Annotated in this window: 18 protein-coding genes; 5 read left to right on the top strand and 13 right to left on the bottom strand. The window is 60.3% G+C overall.

Annotated elements, in window-relative coordinates:
* Positions 1 to 15: 15 nt before the first annotated feature.
* The 8 genes from ACRWA7_RS15170 to ACRWA7_RS15135 form a co-directional block, all read right to left on the bottom strand.
* On the bottom strand, positions 16 to 705 hold the full coding sequence (locus tag ACRWA7_RS15170) for a lytic transglycosylase domain-containing protein (RefSeq protein WP_438391694.1): 690 nt from the start codon (positions 703 to 705) through the stop codon (positions 16 to 18).
* Positions 702 to 1,283: a hypothetical protein gene (locus ACRWA7_RS15165; RefSeq protein WP_438391692.1), complete on the bottom strand. Its 582-nt coding sequence runs from the start codon at positions 1,281 to 1,283 to the stop codon at positions 702 to 704. The genes ACRWA7_RS15170 and ACRWA7_RS15165 overlap by 4 nt, the downstream gene beginning before the upstream one ends.
* A 1-nt stretch (position 1,284) precedes the next feature.
* Positions 1,285 to 2,307, bottom strand: coding sequence for a ParB/RepB/Spo0J family partition protein (locus ACRWA7_RS15160; protein ID WP_436181394.1), 1,023 nt, complete (start codon positions 2,305 to 2,307; stop codon positions 1,285 to 1,287).
* Entirely contained in the window at positions 2,297 to 3,178 is an 882-nt protein-coding gene (locus tag ACRWA7_RS15155) for a ParA family protein (RefSeq protein WP_436181393.1), read from the bottom strand. Before ACRWA7_RS15155 ends, ACRWA7_RS15160 begins: the two co-directional genes overlap by 11 nt.
* A gap of 348 nt (positions 3,179 to 3,526) precedes the next feature.
* Positions 3,527 to 3,862: a hypothetical protein gene (locus tag ACRWA7_RS15150; RefSeq protein ID WP_438391691.1), complete on the bottom strand. Its 336-nt coding sequence runs from the start codon at positions 3,860 to 3,862 to the stop codon at positions 3,527 to 3,529.
* Positions 3,859 to 4,107, bottom strand: a complete 249-nt coding sequence (locus tag ACRWA7_RS15145) for a helix-turn-helix transcriptional regulator (protein ID WP_438391690.1) — start codon at positions 4,105 to 4,107, stop codon at positions 3,859 to 3,861. The genes ACRWA7_RS15150 and ACRWA7_RS15145 overlap by 4 nt, the downstream gene beginning before the upstream one ends.
* 401 nt (positions 4,108 to 4,508) lie before the next feature.
* Positions 4,509 to 5,018 carry a hypothetical protein gene (locus tag ACRWA7_RS15140; RefSeq protein ID WP_438391689.1) on the bottom strand — a complete coding sequence of 170 codons (510 nt, stop codon included), beginning with the start codon at positions 5,016 to 5,018 and terminating at the stop codon, positions 4,509 to 4,511.
* A gap of 122 nt (positions 5,019 to 5,140) precedes the next feature.
* Positions 5,141 to 5,773, bottom strand: a complete 633-nt coding sequence (locus ACRWA7_RS15135; RefSeq protein WP_438391687.1) for a hypothetical protein — start codon at positions 5,771 to 5,773, stop codon at positions 5,141 to 5,143.
* A gap of 147 nt (positions 5,774 to 5,920) precedes the next feature.
* On the opposite strand from ACRWA7_RS15135, the gene ACRWA7_RS15130 reads away from it, so the two are divergent.
* Positions 5,921 to 6,976, top strand: a complete 1,056-nt coding sequence (locus ACRWA7_RS15130) for a hypothetical protein (protein ID WP_438391686.1) — start codon at positions 5,921 to 5,923, stop codon at positions 6,974 to 6,976.
* Between the two features lie 1,006 nt (positions 6,977 to 7,982).
* On the opposite strand, the gene ACRWA7_RS15125 is transcribed toward ACRWA7_RS15130, so the two are convergent.
* The 3 genes from ACRWA7_RS15125 to ACRWA7_RS15115 all read right to left on the bottom strand — a co-directional run bounded on the left by ACRWA7_RS15125 (position 7,983) and on the right by ACRWA7_RS15115 (position 10,550).
* Complete coding sequence (locus tag ACRWA7_RS15125; protein ID WP_438392808.1) at positions 7,983 to 8,576, bottom strand: LysR family substrate-binding domain-containing protein; 594 nt, start codon at positions 8,574 to 8,576, stop codon at positions 7,983 to 7,985.
* Between the two features lie 81 nt (positions 8,577 to 8,657).
* Complete coding sequence (locus tag ACRWA7_RS15120) at positions 8,658 to 8,921, bottom strand: LysR family transcriptional regulator (protein ID WP_438391685.1); 264 nt, start codon at positions 8,919 to 8,921, stop codon at positions 8,658 to 8,660.
* A gap of 168 nt (positions 8,922 to 9,089) precedes the next feature.
* Entirely contained in the window at positions 9,090 to 10,550 is a 1,461-nt protein-coding gene (locus ACRWA7_RS15115) for an SLC13 family permease (protein WP_438391684.1), read from the bottom strand.
* A 161-nt stretch (positions 10,551 to 10,711) separates the two neighbouring features.
* Here ACRWA7_RS15115 and ACRWA7_RS15110 point away from each other — a divergent pair, with 161 nt between their 5' ends.
* The 4 genes from ACRWA7_RS15110 to ACRWA7_RS15095 all read left to right on the top strand — a co-directional run bounded on the left by ACRWA7_RS15110 (position 10,712) and on the right by ACRWA7_RS15095 (position 13,248).
* Positions 10,712 to 11,443 (top strand): AraC family transcriptional regulator, encoded by a 732-nt coding sequence (locus ACRWA7_RS15110; protein ID WP_438391683.1) that lies wholly within the window; start codon positions 10,712 to 10,714, stop codon positions 11,441 to 11,443.
* 1,107 nt (positions 11,444 to 12,550) lie between these two features.
* Positions 12,551 to 12,745 carry a hypothetical protein gene (locus tag ACRWA7_RS15105; protein ID WP_438391682.1) on the top strand — a complete coding sequence of 65 codons (195 nt, stop codon included), beginning with the start codon at positions 12,551 to 12,553 and terminating at the stop codon, positions 12,743 to 12,745.
* A gap of 63 nt (positions 12,746 to 12,808) precedes the next feature.
* Positions 12,809 to 13,039: a structural cement protein Gp24 gene (locus tag ACRWA7_RS15100; RefSeq protein WP_438391681.1), complete on the top strand. Its 231-nt coding sequence runs from the start codon at positions 12,809 to 12,811 to the stop codon at positions 13,037 to 13,039.
* A 41-nt stretch (positions 13,040 to 13,080) separates the two neighbouring features.
* Positions 13,081 to 13,248: a hypothetical protein gene (locus ACRWA7_RS15095; protein WP_438391680.1), complete on the top strand. Its 168-nt coding sequence runs from the start codon at positions 13,081 to 13,083 to the stop codon at positions 13,246 to 13,248.
* A gap of 127 nt (positions 13,249 to 13,375) precedes the next feature.
* Here the strand turns inward: ACRWA7_RS15095 and ACRWA7_RS15090 are convergent, their stop codons facing one another.
* Both ACRWA7_RS15090 and ACRWA7_RS15085 read right to left on the bottom strand, forming a co-directional pair.
* A complete protein-coding gene (locus tag ACRWA7_RS15090; RefSeq protein WP_438391679.1) occupies positions 13,376 to 13,972 on the bottom strand; it encodes a hypothetical protein in 597 nt (198 codons plus the stop codon).
* Positions 13,973 to 14,482: 510 nt separating this feature from the next.
* The gene (locus tag ACRWA7_RS15085) at positions 14,483 to 14,809 is read right to left on the bottom strand and encodes a hypothetical protein (RefSeq protein ID WP_438391678.1); all 327 of its coding nucleotides are present in this window, start codon (positions 14,807 to 14,809) and stop codon (positions 14,483 to 14,485) included.
* Between the last annotated feature and the right edge of the window lie 727 nt (positions 14,810 to 15,536).

Raw genomic sequence — 15,536 nt, 5'->3', positions numbered from 1 at the left:
TCCCGTGATTAGCGCTCAGAACACCACTGCGCTACTGTCCGGTGGGTCGTGCTCGCCGCCGCCCGGCTGCCCCTCCCTTTTGCTGGCATGTGGGTCTACTTCGCTTCCTGCTCGCTCATCGCCGGTATGCTCGCCAATCGCCCCCGCCTGCGACGGCATCCTGCTGCCGGCGCCCGCTGCATCCCGCGGCTGAACACGGATCGGCGTCACACCCGGATCGATCGCAGGCACGATCGGTATGGCGTGCATTACCGCGTTGTCGACAACACGCTGCACATAGCCCGTGCGGTAACCCGTCACGAAGTCGCCTGCCGCATAGCAGGAGAAGCTTTTACGCAACGCTTCCTGACTGTCAGGCGAGCGCTTGCGCGCCTTCGCGAAGCACCCCGCCAGGATCGCCGCACCGGCGGCGACATTCCGGCAGGGCTCGAATGCGGTATCCGGGCCCAGCCCGTAACGGCTGAAGTTGGACCGGTTCACCTGCGCTAGACCAACGCTGTAATTCCAACCTTGGCGCTCAAGTTCACGGGCGGTCGCGACGGCCTCGGCAGCGGACTCGGGTTGTCGCACAAGACGCCCGCCGACCACCCCGATCGCGTACGGGTTGAAGCCCGATTCGGTGCGAACGATCGCGGCGAGCGTCATGGGGGCCACCTGTGGTGCGCATTGCCGCGCAAGCATGCTGAAGTCGACCGGTGCCATCATTGCCCGCCTCCGCCGCCTTCGTTGTTCCACCGGTACTGCCGCTCGAGAAATTCCCGCGCGGCCTGGGTCGGGTCATAACGCACCTGGGTACTGCCTGCGCCGTAGTATTCGGTAAGCGTTGAGCTTTCGCCTTGCGCAGCTACGCCCACGTCGCCACCCGCGTCCCACCACACCCTTGTGTAGAGCTGGCCGTTGATTTCGACGTTGATCGCGCCGGCTGCGCCACACAGCAGTTCGCTGTCTTCCGGTCCACCCCAGTGCAGCAGATCCTCGCGGCAATACGCGGCGCTCGCGAACGTGTTCGATGCGGACGTGCCCTGCGACCCTCCGCTGCCGAAGTCGCATGTCGGGAACGGATCTCCGTGCCTCAGTGCGCTCCAGAGTCTTTCGATCGGCGGTACGCACTCGCTGTACTGTTCGGGGCCGCCCGGATTTGCCAGGCACAACAGCACCTGGCAGCCCCAGTCGTCCGCGCGTGCCAGCGTCGGAGTGAGAACCGAACACGCTGTCATCAGTCCCAACGCGAGCAAAAACTGGCGCACGACCTGTTGGATGATGTGGACCAGACCGCTTCCCATGTCAGGCCTCGCTGTCCGTCAGCATCAGATCCGAGAGCGCTGTCAGTTCCACATCGTGAGCATGTCCATCATCGGACACCACGAACGCGTGACCTCTCGCGAGGGGCCGCCGGAAGAGTTGCACAGTAACCTCGCGGCCTTCATGCGTGGCCCGCAGCAACGGTCTGTCGAGCCGGTCAGGATCAGGACCGCCAGCGGAGCCATCCTCGCGCCCGCCCGCGCCACCTGGCCCGCGCGACGCAGTGGGTCCGGCCCGAAGCGTCAGAGCCGTCTTGCGCGCGGCAGCTGACGCTGTCCCTCCTGATTCCGCAGCGTCCGGCGCATCGCCACCCGCTGCCCCGGCGCGGCCCTCAATTTCGGCAGCAAGGTCCGTGATCATCCGTTGCGTGATGTCTCTCGCCGAGTCGAGTAGCGCCTGCACCCTGTCGGGGGCGCGCTCGTGCAGCAGGTTCAACCGGTACACCTGCTGCGCACCGGTAATCCGCCCTTCGTGGAACGCGCTCAGCACCGGGGCAGCGGCAGCGAATAGCGCCAGGTGCCAGGTCACAAACTCCGGACGCACGCCAAGTCGCCGTGCAATATCGCTGTTGCGATCACCCGCCGCCCGGCGCCTGCGGATGAATTCCGCGATTTCGACCGGTTTCAGGTCCTCTCGCTGCAAGTTCTCGACGACCTGCGAATACTCGTCGAAGCGCCCCATGTCGGCCTGGATGATCGCGGGAATGGTGACACTGCCTGCGAGTTTCGATGCGCGATAGCGACGCGCGCCATGAACGATCCGGTGCATTGCACCTCCTGCAGCGCTGGGGCGCACAACGATTGGTGTCTGCACGCCTCGTTCGCGAATGGAATCAGCCAGTTGTTCCAGTTCCGGCTGGCTGAAAATCTGCCTCGGCTGGCCAGGATCTTCTTCGACCTTGTCGAGCGGCAACGTGAGCACGATCCCGATCTGGTTCGCGGCGAGCGCGCCACGGGGTACGTCGTCGAGCACGGAAAGGTCCAGTGCGGAAAGATCAAGCGCCATCTATGACCTCGCCTGATGTCTCGTCACGCGCCAGGTCCACCACCGGCGCGCAGGTCCCGGGCGAAGCGCTCGCCTGGAGGTGCCGTACGATGGCCTCAAAACACGGGCGCACCTCACGCCATGCATCACGCGCAGCGGTCTTCGTCTTGCCCAGCTCCCAGAGGGGCACGCCTTCGGCCTGCGCCTCGGCAATCGCCGAGCGCCGCGGAATGACAAGGAGCCGTTCGGGCGCCGCTGGGTCCCGCACGAGGTATTGCGCGAAGTGCGTCGCGACCTCACGGCCGTTGGCCTGCTGCAGCGGCGTCTGCTCGACCATGTTGGGCAGGATGCCGATGAAGCGTAGCGCCGGATTGAAGCTCGCCTGGATGCGCCGCACGCCGCGCCGGCCATTGATGGTTTCTGTCACCCCTTCCACCGCTTCCTGATTCAGCTGGATCGGGCTCAGCATGAAGTCCGCCACAGACTGCGCATACACGGTGCGCAGGTCCGATGTCGGCGCGCAGTCGATCAGGCACACATCGAATGAGGGCGCTACGCTCGCGAGGAAGCGCTTCAGGTTCGCGTGATAGCGGCTGAGCTCTTCGGGCTGCTCGACGAGGCGCCGCAGCACGTCGTCGGCCTTCACGAGCGCGAACGGGGCGAGGTCGGACCCGACATCCGGCGCGTCGTTCATGAACAGCGTCGAGGCGGTGACGCCCAAGGCGCTCGCCTTGTGCGCGCGCTCCAGTGACCGGCTGCTGTTCGCCTGGTCATCCAGGTCGATCACCAGCACGCGCCACTGCACGATGAAGTGCAGGTAGTGCGCCAGCTGGCAGAGCAGGGCCGACTTGCCGACACCGCCCTTTTGTGTCGCGATAAGAAGGGTTTTCATAACCGTCGCTTCCATAGGTCCGGACCATTCGGTACCGGGCAGGTAGAGACGGTAAAAAGGAACCCGCGACTGCAGTGATCGCCAGTCGCGGGTTCAACGGGGACCGTACAGGGTCAGTCAAACCACACACGCGAAATCCGACGTGCAAAACACAAAGCCCGCCTGCATTGATTGCCAGGCGGGCTTGTGACTGCCCTACAGGTTCGCACCAGATCTACACCGGTACTTCATGGTCCGCTAACGCGTACTCGGTAGCGTCAAGCGCTTTAACCGGATCAGATTGTTAAATTCAGTCTAGAACAACTTAATTAGTACTACAACATATTTTTATTCCGGCACTCACGAAAATTACTTCTCACATGCCGCAGACGTCCTGGGAGTTCCCATCCGGCCTTGACCATATTGCGGCGTGCCCTCAAGCAGCTTCCTCAGCGCGACCTTCGCTGCCGCGAGTTCAAGCTCAAGGAAGTGTGGTGGATGCCGGCGGATCTTCAGCCGCCGGCAGGCGACCTCCCGGCCTGTTTTCCATACATAGATCATTCTCAGCAGTTCCCGGTGGCGGGGATCAAGTCGTCGCCACGCGGCATCGAGCCGCTGGGCATCCTGCGGATCGTACACGCCGCGCCGGTCACGTCCCCAGTTGAGCAAACGCTCCTCCAGGGACCGGTGCATCACCGCGTTCATCGTCCATCCCCTGCACGGCACGGCAACGGCAACGCGCCTGCAGACACGTGATACGCCATAGGGTCCGACAAAAACTGTTCGATGTCTGCCACCCGCCAGCCCACAGAACGCAGACCCAGTTGCACGGGTGCGGGAAATGTTCCCGCATGCATGCGCCGGTAGATGGACGAGCGGGACAGTCCAGTCTCTCGCTCGACCTGCTTGCGCCGCAGGATCGCGAGTGGAGTGCGTGGAGCGTCGCTCATCGCCGATGCCCTGCTGGCACCGGGTGGATGTATTTCATCAGAAAAGGCTTTCATCACCGACATTTCCTTGTCTGGCCCATTCGGTATCGACGCTTGGCTGGCAAGGACAACGTCATGGCAATAGCACCCGTGAGCTGTACAAAACAGAAAGCCCGCTTGCATGAACTGCCAGCGGGCTTGCTGCTATGCCGACGAACGGCATCTGCGCTCTGCGTCGATACTTCGTGGGCCGCTAACGCGTACTCGGTAGCGTCGAACGCTTTAACCGGATCAGATTGTTGAGGTCACTTTAGTTCGGGATTCGGGGTACCGCAAGCGCTTTTTTGCGCGTCACGGCGCATGCAAATGCCGCCCAGTGTCCCTTGACGTCCCGCGTGTTCCCATGTATTCCGACGACATCATCATGCGTCGACGATTTTTTTTAACGCGGCCTTCGCTGCAGCCACTTCGAGTTCAAAAACCTGCGCAGGATGGCGCCGGATTTTCAGACGTCGGCACACGACTTCGCGGCCCGCCTTCCACAGGTAGACCATCTGCAACAGTTCGCGGTGGCGCACAGGCAGCCGTCGCCATGCCGCGTCAACAAGCCTCGCATCAACCGGATCGTACAGACCGCGTCGTTCGCTTCCCCAGTTGCGTAATCGCTCCTCAAGACTGAACGTGTGCGTGGTTGTGGGGCGCGCGTTTTCCCTGTCGCCGTTTCGTGACCGTGTGTCCGCTCTTGTGCAACAACCCGACTGCCCGATGCCAGTGCTGCGGAACGCAGGGTAACGCCCGCCGGACGGATCATCCGCAGGAAAAGTACCGGTATGAGCGTGTCGATGGACGTGCAGGGATGGACGTAGTAAACGACTGTGGGCGAGCCCGCGTCGCATCGCCTCCTGTGATAACTCCTGTTTGGCTACCGTCATGTAGCACCTCCTGGACTCATTGAAAGCCTGACTACATGACTCGATTCAAGGCCCGAACCGTCACCGCGGGCAAGTCCGTCTTACCGCGGGAAATTCACGTCGGAAAAGTGTGCGGCACAACTCTAACCGTGCCCATCAGAATGACCACGGCGGCGCCGGCTTGCGCCGCCCTGCCTGTCAGGATCCGGCCGGATCAACGAGGCAATGGCCTGCGCGCTTCTCGACGCATCACCATTACGTTGATGTCGCATGCCCAGACGATCGTCGATCGCGAGTGCGATGAGCGTTGATTTGGGGGGATGCCGGCCGTCGTAATGCTTCGACACGTCACGCATCACATCGAACACACCAGATAGTGGGTCCGTCATATAAGGCAGACTGACGTCGACATTGCCCGATGGATTGGACAGCGGACGCCTGCGCGACCGGTGTGCGCGCAACGCCGCGATCTCGCGTCGCAACTCCTTCATTTCGCTTTCCGCGTTCGCTCGCCAAACGCCGTGTATGGCGACGCTCAATGCGATGCCTTGCTCGAGCAGTTGGACCTGACGGTTACTTCCATGCAGTCGTTGGGCCAGCCGCCGCGCCTGCTGCTCAGCCAACTCCAGCCGGTGTCTCAGATCCTCGCCCTCTGTCTGCGTTGCCCCGTCACCGTGTGTGGTGTGAGCTTGCCATTCCTTCTCTTCGTCAATCACGGTATTGCTCTCATTCGGGAAGTGCGGGGCGGCCGCGTTACTCCCTTCCGTGCCGTGCATATGCACGCGCCTCGCCTGCTGACGGGCATTCGCCCCGGACAGCTCGTCAGCTTTTTTGTCACACTGGACCCTACAATCCAGGATCGTCTAAAATAGACGATACGACTTTTATGTAAACATATGATATATACCCGGCCGCCTATGTCAATGACCATTGAAGACCGGATCATCCTGTTGCTGAAAGGGCTTCTGAACGATGAGGCGCGTTGTGAGGAAAACGGCACTCATGCTGCGGAGCCCATCAGGTCGATATGGACAGCAATAGACAAATGCAGTCTTGGTGGACATGGTTTTTGGGAGCGTCTTCACGGGTTCACCGGGATTTCCGCTCAACGCTGGCGCAAGGCATTTATGCGCCGTCAGCGGGCCACACCTGACATGATCCAGGCAATGGCGCATGCTTTTCCCCAATATGCGTTCTGGATCGCAACCGGGATCACCGACTCTACCAACGGGCACATCGCGCCGGTAAATGTCGAGTCATTTCCGGAGCGGCTGCACGCCGAAGACACGGCATCGACCCGATACTTTCGCAAGGCGCTCACCCTGATGCGCCGACTGTGTTTAGAAGGACACAAGGCAACCGACGATCCGACGGAGCAAACCGGCGCACTGGAGCGCGCGCGGGTCTCCGATCACTGGCAGGAAAGCGCGTGGTGCGATGCGGCGTACAGGATTTCGCGCTCCGAGGAATACGCCGGAATTGAGCTCCTGTGGCGTGAGCGCGAGACTGCACGGCGTCGGCGGCTCGCTTCAATGGTTGGTAGAAGTCGCGCCGCAGCGCGCCCGAGGGCTGCCAGCCCTACACCACGACGCGCAGAGGCAGCCGTACGCGTCGACCCGCGGTCATCCCATCAGGAATACTGGGACCTGTTCTATCGGCCGCCGGCACATTGCGAACCCACACGGTTCGCCTTGGATATCCTCAATACCGCTCCCTCTGATCTGTCGGCTAAAAAATTGGCCACACTCAAGCAATGGCTGCAGAACATGCAGGACGATGACTGGCTCACGTTCACGCAGTATCTGGAATTTCACGGGCTTGACTGCCATTCGATCACGCCAGCGGCCAGACAAGAGCGCTACGCCACGACCGGACTGACCGACAGTGAAATCCGTCGCTTCGACAGAACCGTCCGCTCCTATCGGCCAGTTTCTGGCCAACAGGAAAATCGCGCTCCGAGAACAAGACGCCACGCCTAGTTCTTCCCACGGCCGGAGAACTCCCGGTTCGCCCTCGATCCCCCGCCCCGACTCAAGGTTCTCGGGCAATCAAGTTCAGCCAACTGGCGACGCTTGCACGCTCGTGTCACAAGAGGGGGCCGTCCGGCACTCGGACAGCGGTGCAACCAGGTGCGGTCACTTATTCTGCGGAAGGTGGCGTCCAGAATGCGGCCGACGCGCGGACCCACTCCCGCCGACGCCACTGTCGACACGAGCCGCAGGAGCTTGGTATGCCTGGAGTGGTCGCGGTGATAGAGAGATCCATCGCTTCCTCGGGATGACCCATTCTTTTTACGTAGGAGCAACGTCCGGCGGACGACTGCTTCCGCGCGCACAGGTCCGTTAACCCAACAATCCATGTCGGCCGTTTAAGGGGCGCGAGCGGTACTGAAGGGCGATGTGCGGGTTGTCAACGGGGTCTTCTTCCGCAACGACCTGAGCCCAGCCCACGCTGGATGCTCGACTTTACTCTTATACGGCCGAGCTGCGGGTAACGACCGCTCCCTGGTGCGCGAGAATTGGGAAGTCTGCGGTCATCAATTGTCGGCCGCCATGACTCCATCGCTGCCATTGCCTTTCTGATGGTGTCCAGCGCCATCGCCCTGGTTGCAGGCAATTCTCCTTCTGCCAGCAGGGCATGGAATAGACTTCGCATTTCGTCATCGCCCGTGGCTCGCACGCGAAGGTCTGTGTCTTTCACGCGCGCTTTCATAGGAATATCTGCCTCTCGAATCAGGACGGGCATTGACCCCCTTGCAACAGTTCGTCGCATGGTCTCTTACCTGCGTGGCGGTTCTGTCCGTGCTCATTCAAAACGAATACCCAGTAGCTATGCGCCTTGATGCGGCATAGAACGCACTGAAAGCAGGTAAGACTTTTAGAGCAGGACCGGCAGAGAGACGACCAATACAGATTTTGTCGTGATCAATACTTTTTCTGCGATTACTTCAATTGCAGACTTGCGCACAGCAGTGTGTAAACACCGTTATTGCTGATCGCAGCACGTCGAACTGGAATGCTGCCGCTCCGTGGGCGCAACATCGCGCCCAGCAACCGGGTCGCCGGGAAATACCTGGCTGCAGCAGAACCGCAAAAGCATGGCTTGTGCGGGTGGTAACCTCTCCTGCCGGCGGACTACGAATGCATCAATGTAGGCTTCGTCCCCCGAGACAGGCATGTACCGCACGCCCGGGCGAAGTGGCACGGCCGCCGACGCAGGCAGTAGCGCAACACCCAGCCCCGCGGATACCAGCGTCATCATGGACGCCAGTTGCGGTGCGGCGGGGCCGGGTTTCAATTTCATCCGCTGCCGCTCAAAGAGCCGTTGAACCTGAACGTTCAACTCGGACGCCGAACCTGCAGAAGACATGACCATCTGCCGGCCCGCCAGCAACTCGATCCGCAGTGTTTCGTGCAGCGATAACGGATCATCCAGCGCGATCGCAGCGACGATGTGTTCCCTCAGCCTTTGCTGGATACGCATGCCACCTCGATCAACCGGAGGTGACAGACGCGATGCGCCGATATCGACATGTCCTCTGTGAGTCTCCTCATTTAGGATACCTGATGGTATTTCCACCAAGGACCACTCGATGTCGGGGAACTGCAACGCAGTAGACCGAAGTGCCGCGCTGAATCCCACGTCTAGCGACACGGAAACTCAATATCCAAGCGTCACTGGTCCGGCGGCACCGCGTGCCAGCTTCTGGAGTATTCCTCCGCGCGCGCAATCTTCCACTATCGCCCGCGCGAAGGGCAGAAACCTCGCACCCGCCGTCGTCAATTTGACTGTCCCGCTTGTCCTTTGGAACAGAGAGAATTCGAGTTCGGTCTCCAGCAGCCCAATCTGGCGTGTCAGCGGCGGCTGCGCGACATGCAGTTTCTGTGCCGCGCGCCCGAAATGAAGCTCCTCCGCAAGGGTCACGAAATAGCGTAATCGACTCAGGTCTAGCGTCTGGTTGTGTCTACGCCATCGTCACTTACGCATACAGTGCGCCGTTGCGTGCGTGCCCGGACACGCTCGTCCCTCGCCGGCGCGGGCGCAGACTACCCCGGACTCCTGGCTCGAAAGACGCGCTCACTGCGGGAAGTCTCAGAACATGCCCATCAGCCTCCACCACATCCAGTCCATCGGCAGAAGGACAATCACGGTGATTGCTGCAAGGGACAGGCATAACGTCGTTCCGTCTCGCAGGGACACGCCTCCCATGTGCATTGCGATCATCATAGGTGGAGACTGGTAGGGCAGGAAAACCGTAGAAAACACCGGAACCTGCAGCATCAGCACCGTGTACAGCGGAAGTCCGCTCGCATGAGCAAACTGCCCGGCCACCGGTGTCAGTACCGCCGGCAGTCCGGGCAGCGTTGTCAGCAGTCCAATGCATGCCCCGATCAGCTCAAGCCAGATCACATTCGCCTGCGTGTGGCCCGGCGCCATATGTACCCAGTGCAGTAACACACCCGCAGACCAGCTCCCGAGTCCGGATTCGGAAATCAGCGCGCCGAGCCCCAAAAAGCCGGCGACATAGACGAGCGGCGTCACGTGAACCTGTTCGCTGAATTCCTTCACGGGAACGATTCCCGTCTGCGGAAGCAGGCACGCCACGCCAGCTGCGAGACTCACCCACGCCGGCGAAACGCCATGCCAGAAGTCGGTCGCATAGCACAGCAGCGATAGTCCGAGAATGAAGATGAGTGTCGATTCCCGTCGGGACAGCTGCTCGTCAACCGCCTTCGGTCTTGAGACAGACTCCACGCGGTCGGGGAACAGCCGGCAGATAAGCCAGATAAGGACTGCCGTCTTAAGCGCGCCGAGCACCGGAAAATGCAGCAGGAAGTACGGTCCATAATGCAGATGAACGCCGTAGAGCGATTGCGCCGCGCCCAGTAGGACCGAGTTCGGGATATTGGCGGGCAGGATCGTGGTAGGCGGCATATAGCTCGCCGCGGCGACCGCTAGCACCAATCCCGTGCGCCCCCGACGCCCGGGTTCAAAGCCCAGGTGATCGGCCAGGGTCAGCGCGAGCGGCGTCAGCAGCATGACCCGTCCCGTCGTAGACGGCATTACGAACGCGAGAACTGCGGCACCCAGCACGATGGCCGCTACATAATGGCCGTATCTGTCCATCCGCGCGGCCAGGAGAGCGTTGCTGAAACGGCCCGCGAGACCCGTCACGCGCAACGCCACACCATTAATCGCGCCGCCGAACACCAGCCACCAGGCAGGAGACGAAAAGCCCGCAAATATCGTCTTCGCCGGCCCGACGCTGAACAACATCGCGAGGAGGAAAAACAGCAGGGTCGTCACCGGCTCTTTCAGCAAGCCGAGCGCCCAAAAGCAGACCGTGAATAACACCAAGATCGCCGCCTGGGACATCGCCGCCGGAAAGCCGTGGATGAACGGTACGTACCGCACGAGGATCAACGCCGCCAGCACCCACAGGATCAGGAGGGCGGTGCCGATCTGTTCCCCGTAACGGGCATGCAGGGACCCGCGCGAAGGTTCGCGCGGAAGCCTGTCCACGCTGCCTCTGAGCGCCTTCAGTTCTCGCACTGTCGTCTCCTCCCTGTCATTGCGGAATGAACTGCTTTCATCATAGGGCAGTCGTACAATGGCAATGATTCGACTGACAGACAATTTCTTACGAAAACATGCCACGACGCGATACCTGGGATCCGCTGCCCAAGAGGGTGCCCACGCGCAAGGAACCGGTCATGGCGCACCTGCGCCTGCCACCCGCGGACAGTATCATCGAGTGGCATCGCCACACTTGGGGTCAGCTCGCCTGCCCCCGGGTCGGGAGCATCCGCGTCAGTGCGCCCGGCATGATGTGGATCGTGCCGCTCTGGCGCGCGGTATGGATTCCCCCCGGCATCGACCACCAGGTGGTGATGCTCGGGCACGCTGAGTTTCACGCGCTCTATATCGATCCCGGTGCTTCGCCGCTGCCGGCCGATGCGTGCTCGGTCATAGAGGTTTCCGAGCTGATGCGCGTGCTCACGGAATCGCTGGCGCACGGCATGCAGGGCTCTTCTCGTCATCGCACACTCGCCATGCAGTTGCTGATTGAGGAAGTAAGGCGGGCGCCCGCGCTGCCGCTCGGCCTGCCGTTGCCATCGGAGAGACGATTGCGTGCGCTGTGCACCGCGATGATGGAGGAACCGGGCTCCTACCGAACCCTCCAGGATTGGGCCCGCATCGTCGGCGCAAGCGAGAGGACGCTGGCGCGTCTTTTCCAGAGCGAAGTCAATACCAGCTTCGCGATCTGGCGCCGGCAATTGAGACTGTCGCGCGCCATCGATCTCATTGGGCGCGGCGTTCCACTGAATGAAGTCGCGGCCGAACTTGGATATGCGAATGCCCCGGCCTTCTCCACGATGTTCCGGCATGCGCTTGGTTTTCCGCCTTCACAACTAGCAAACACGTCTGGAGCGCGACGCCCATAGTTTGCAGGCAAGCCCCCTTCCCGATCGTGTCGTGCATCAAGGCTCGCGCATGTACGAGTGTCCCTGCACAAGGCTACGATGGACATCATTTTTTCAGTGAATAGACAAGGATCAGTGAGATTATGCTCAGCTGGCAAGTTATGTCGTACCGAGCACTGGGCGCATTTAACCCCGCTGGAATGCCGAGCATCAGCCTGCGCCTGCACTGGATAGACCAGCCACATCGATCGCATGAGAAAGATGGCGAAGAAGTTCGGATCGTTTCCTGTCCGACGCAGGTCATGCACAATGAAACGCTCGAACTCGTCGGCACGATCGCATCAATGATCCGGTCACCGTAGCTGCACTGATTCGCGGCGCCGTCTCATGGCGACCAAGATGAAGGTGGGCACTTGCGCCAAACAAGACTCGAATACGATCAGAATATCCAGCGCCTGCTGACTCAAGTAGACATTGTGAGGGCGCTCCGCTTTCATGCGCTCCTTCGAAATCGTCCAGGTCGCGCTTTCGAAGTTCAATTGTCCTGAGCATTCGCGAAGTCGTCAACCCAAAGGACGCCCTCATACGAATGAACAACACCCGCAAGCAAGAGCGGAAAGCGCGCCTCGCCGAAACGCAGCGGATTGCACCACCGAAAAGCGGCACTGCGATTCAGAATCGAGAGTGCTAAGCTGGGTCGATGTCTTCGATGTCAACTAGCGTCAGTTGACAAACCGCCTCGCGAAGATATCCGAACTGGCTTGCCGGGCAGATGGCCAATCGAAGACGCGGTCCGTCACCGGAAGCACTGCGAGCATGCAACGTCTAGGAACGCGACTTGCATTCAGACATAGAGATCAGCCGGCTGCGCATGAGCGCGAGCGGAGTCCTAACGAGCGGGGCAAGCTTTCAGTGGGTTCGACCACACAATCTATCGAGCGCACGGTTTGTGATAGGTGGGATGATGGGTAAAAAATCAAAACCCCACAGTACCTTCATTTTGCGGGGCTTTTTCCATCAAATGGCGGAGGCTCGATCATCCGCCGAAAAGCGTTGCGAGCCGTGGGCGCATGCGGCGCCGCTTCTTCAAACCCTCCACGAGTCCACTATCACCAACAGGGAATATCCATGACTGTCGACATAACGAGTCCCGGCAGCTTTGTGTACGAGGAAGGCTACCCCGGCATGATCTACGATATGAACGTGCCCACCATGGAGAGCAAGACGAACGAAGGCGCGACCACACTCGACTTCGGCCGTACTGTCGCACGCGGCACAACGGCGGACGACACGCGTGCAAGGTCTTGGCAATGGACACGATGAAATCATCGGCATGACGGTCCGCTACTCGATCCGGCCGGCGGATCAAGACGGCAAATGCGCTGTATGTCTCTCTCGACACCGGTACCGATTCTGCAGCAAGGTTATATCTGGGTGCTGGCCGCGGAAGCCATGACGCGCAGCGACGCGGTGCTCAGCCTGACCGCTGGCGGGGGCGCGACCGGCGGCGTAGTCAATGCCGGTCGCTTGGCGCTGCCCAACGCACAGTGGGAACGTACCGTGGTCGCCGGCGAGCTCGGCGTGTGCGCATCACGAAGCAACAGGCGAATGACCTGAGAACCGCTGAGCGGACTTGAACAGGCCCTGAGAGAGAACACATGGAAACTTCAATCGACGTCACGCCGACCACGCCGGCGTTCGCACGCATGGTCGACGAATGCCTGATGTGCGAGCGGGAGATCGCGCCGCCGGATCCTTGTGCCCATCGGCGCAGCCTCCCAACGAAGGTCAGTCACGAAGAAGGGGAGCCGGCGCTTCAGTGGTAGGCACCTCGCGCGCAAATCGCTGCTTCTCCGGTTTGTCCCAGGGCAAAGGCATGCACATCAAGCATTCGTCGGCGTGCGCAAATTGGCTTGTTCGGATGCGTGCGTCAGGCGACGCAGTAGTTAAAACCTACTCAGTGCTCAATCCGTTGGCTGAAGGCATGATGCGCAACAAGAGCGATCGTGCTTCCGTGCGAAGCGCACGTTCCGCCTCCAGCATCGGGCCCGACATGGACACCACACGCATGTTGAACGCGGTCCGGTGTTGCCGCAGCAACGTTGGAGCGCCTTTTGCTCTCTCGCTCTCCAGAGTCATTCGAAGCGCATTGGTCAGTTTTTCATTGCCGACCGATACGAATTGTCTGATCGTTTTTTCTAGCTCCGGGAAATACAAAGCCGCGAGCGTTTCCAACTGCACGGTGGGGTCTTCTTCAGTCAGTTTGCAAGCGGCTGCCGCCGTCTCTACTGCAAAGACATAACGGGACCGTCCTTGCGCCGCGGTAAGCAGTTCTTCGAGCTTTATCCGCCTCAGCTGTGTCCATTCCCGTTGAGCCCAGTCCTGCCGCGCTATCTCCACCTTTACTTGCTCGACGATCGTGGTGATGTTGCCAATGTCTTCCTTCGTCGCCAGGCTCTTTCCTTTCTCTCGAAGGTACGAACCAAAATAGGCGCCACCGCCAGCGACGATGAAAGTTAAAATCAATGAAATCAGGTGACCATCGGTCATCGTTTTCCCCACGATGTTGTAATGATCGGGCAGTGTACTCGTAGATACGGCCGATGCCTGTCGGTGCGCGCTCGGATGACTGCCTTCTGAATCACGGGCACAGATCACAATGAGCACCAGTCACAATCGGCGTCAGCGCAAGAAACTCGGACTCGGCGAGAGCCCTGCCGGCGCATACCTCGCGGGGCTTTTTCGTTAGGCGCGCTAAGATGACAATCTTAATGGAGGCGGTCAGGAGTAAGCGAAATTTCGTTGGGACAATTAAAGCGCCAGCGGATATGTGATCCCCGGACTGCGTCGGCCACGCGATCCACATTGAGTTGCACGAAGAGGTTAAAGGGTTGAAGGGCGACGAAGTTGTGTTGCATTTGAAGCCGGAGGAGCTCGATGGACGGCACGCAAACTCTCGCGAGGCTTCCTAATCAACTGGGCGAAAAAGCATTTATCCAAGGAACTGACTAAGCAGCCGAGCTTGTCGCTGAATGGCCCGCAGCATGCGGGCCATTTTCGCTAGATTGCTGCTTGCCCTTGCAACGCCCAACTCGACGTGGCGCATGTGAAAACATAGGATCTGCGGCCTGTTGTGTTTGCTGCAAGTACTGCAATGTTTCGCACGCCGGCTGCATCCAGATCCGTCGAGTGCGAGAAATACATGGCTGTTGGCAACTCGTATTCTGGACCGTCGTCAGATCGAACCGTGCGCCGGAATTTCTGCGCGAGCATCGCTTCGTGCAATTTGTCGTAATCGGCAGCGGCCGCACTGTGCAGTTCCACCCTTGTAATAAACCATTGCATATTGGTCTCCTTTAGTTTGTCTGGCCGTTCGCCGATTGCCAATCTACCAGTTCTGTATCGGTAGACAACCCGTGCAGCAGGATAACGAAAATCGGGAGCGCCACACCATCCTCAAGCTTGCCGATTGCTCCCGTCAAAGCTACACCGCTCGCCGTAGATACTGCGTAAGTCCGCGCGCGTTAGAACGCCCCGGCAGCACTCGCTGGCGGTCATATACCCGCTCCTTGATAGCGATGCGCAGCCTTGAGGGTGACAGCCGAATAGACCGACCCGGATTCGAATAGAGGCGGACCTCTCGTCTGCTATGCAGCCTCGTGGCATGGCTCGTCGGTCGATTGTGTTGCCGTCCGGCCATCTAGCCTGCCAAAGGGCAGCACCGACGCCGTCGAACGCTGAGGATGTCATCCACGCCCGTCGGCGGTCGGCTGTTCGCGCTGCGGGGTCAGGCTACCACAAAGCGAAAAAATCCCGCCGTTTGACGGGCGGGATCGATGGTAGTGAGACTTGCCTGATTCATTTTCGTTTCCAACCACCTGTATTCGGTGGTGGCGGAAGGTTCGCTATCGGTCTTGCCTCCGCCCCCGAGTGAGACCGTGATCCAGCCAGTTGTCTGGAAACCACCTGCATCGTTATCCACGACCGTCGCGCAAAAGCATCGGTGCTCAGGCAAAGAGGTCAGCACGCTGACCGGCGCAGAGCGTCAGACAGAGCACCGAACCCGTCGTCTTGCGCTTTTAACAAAACTCCCCAGCCTGCAGCAGCATCGGTT

The sequence above is a fragment of the Caballeronia sp. DA-9 genome (assembly GCF_051615025.1).
Taxonomy (GTDB): domain Bacteria; phylum Pseudomonadota; class Gammaproteobacteria; order Burkholderiales; family Burkholderiaceae; genus Caballeronia; species Caballeronia sordidicola.
Note: the sequence above shows the minus strand (reverse complement) of the source record. Positions and strands in the feature narration are given on the sequence as shown.

Bases quoted from the DNA above. Each gene is read 5' to 3' on its own strand.
- ACRWA7_RS15155 (WP_436181393.1), bottom strand. From the start codon at position 3,178: ATGAAAACCCTTCTTATCGCGACACAAAAGGGCGGTGTCGGCAAGTCG.
- ACRWA7_RS15110 (WP_438391683.1), top strand. From the start codon at position 10,712: ATGGCGCACCTGCGCCTGCCACCCGCGGACAGTATCATCGAGTGGCAT.
- ACRWA7_RS15090 (WP_438391679.1), bottom strand. From the start codon at position 13,972: ATGACCGATGGTCACCTGATTTCATTGATTTTAACTTTCATCGTCGCT.
- ACRWA7_RS15140 (WP_438391689.1), bottom strand. From the start codon at position 5,018: ATGACGGTAGCCAAACAGGAGTTATCACAGGAGGCGATGCGACGCGGG.
- ACRWA7_RS15135 (WP_438391687.1), bottom strand. From the start codon at position 5,773: ATGCACGGCACGGAAGGGAGTAACGCGGCCGCCCCGCACTTCCCGAAT.
- ACRWA7_RS15170 (WP_438391694.1), bottom strand. From the start codon at position 705: ATGATGGCACCGGTCGACTTCAGCATGCTTGCGCGGCAATGCGCACCA.
- ACRWA7_RS15130 (WP_438391686.1), top strand. From the start codon at position 5,921: ATGACCATTGAAGACCGGATCATCCTGTTGCTGAAAGGGCTTCTGAAC.
- ACRWA7_RS15100 (WP_438391681.1), top strand. From the start codon at position 12,809: ATGTCTCTCTCGACACCGGTACCGATTCTGCAGCAAGGTTATATCTGG.
- ACRWA7_RS15145 (WP_438391690.1), bottom strand. From the start codon at position 4,107: ATGAGCGACGCTCCACGCACTCCACTCGCGATCCTGCGGCGCAAGCAG.
- ACRWA7_RS15150 (WP_438391691.1), bottom strand. From the start codon at position 3,862: ATGAACGCGGTGATGCACCGGTCCCTGGAGGAGCGTTTGCTCAACTGG.
- ACRWA7_RS15095 (WP_438391680.1), top strand. From the start codon at position 13,081: ATGGAAACTTCAATCGACGTCACGCCGACCACGCCGGCGTTCGCACGC.
- ACRWA7_RS15165 (WP_438391692.1), bottom strand. From the start codon at position 1,283: ATGGGAAGCGGTCTGGTCCACATCATCCAACAGGTCGTGCGCCAGTTT.
- ACRWA7_RS15105 (WP_438391682.1), top strand. From the start codon at position 12,551: ATGACTGTCGACATAACGAGTCCCGGCAGCTTTGTGTACGAGGAAGGC.
- ACRWA7_RS15160 (WP_436181394.1), bottom strand. From the start codon at position 2,307: ATGGCGCTTGATCTTTCCGCACTGGACCTTTCCGTGCTCGACGACGTA.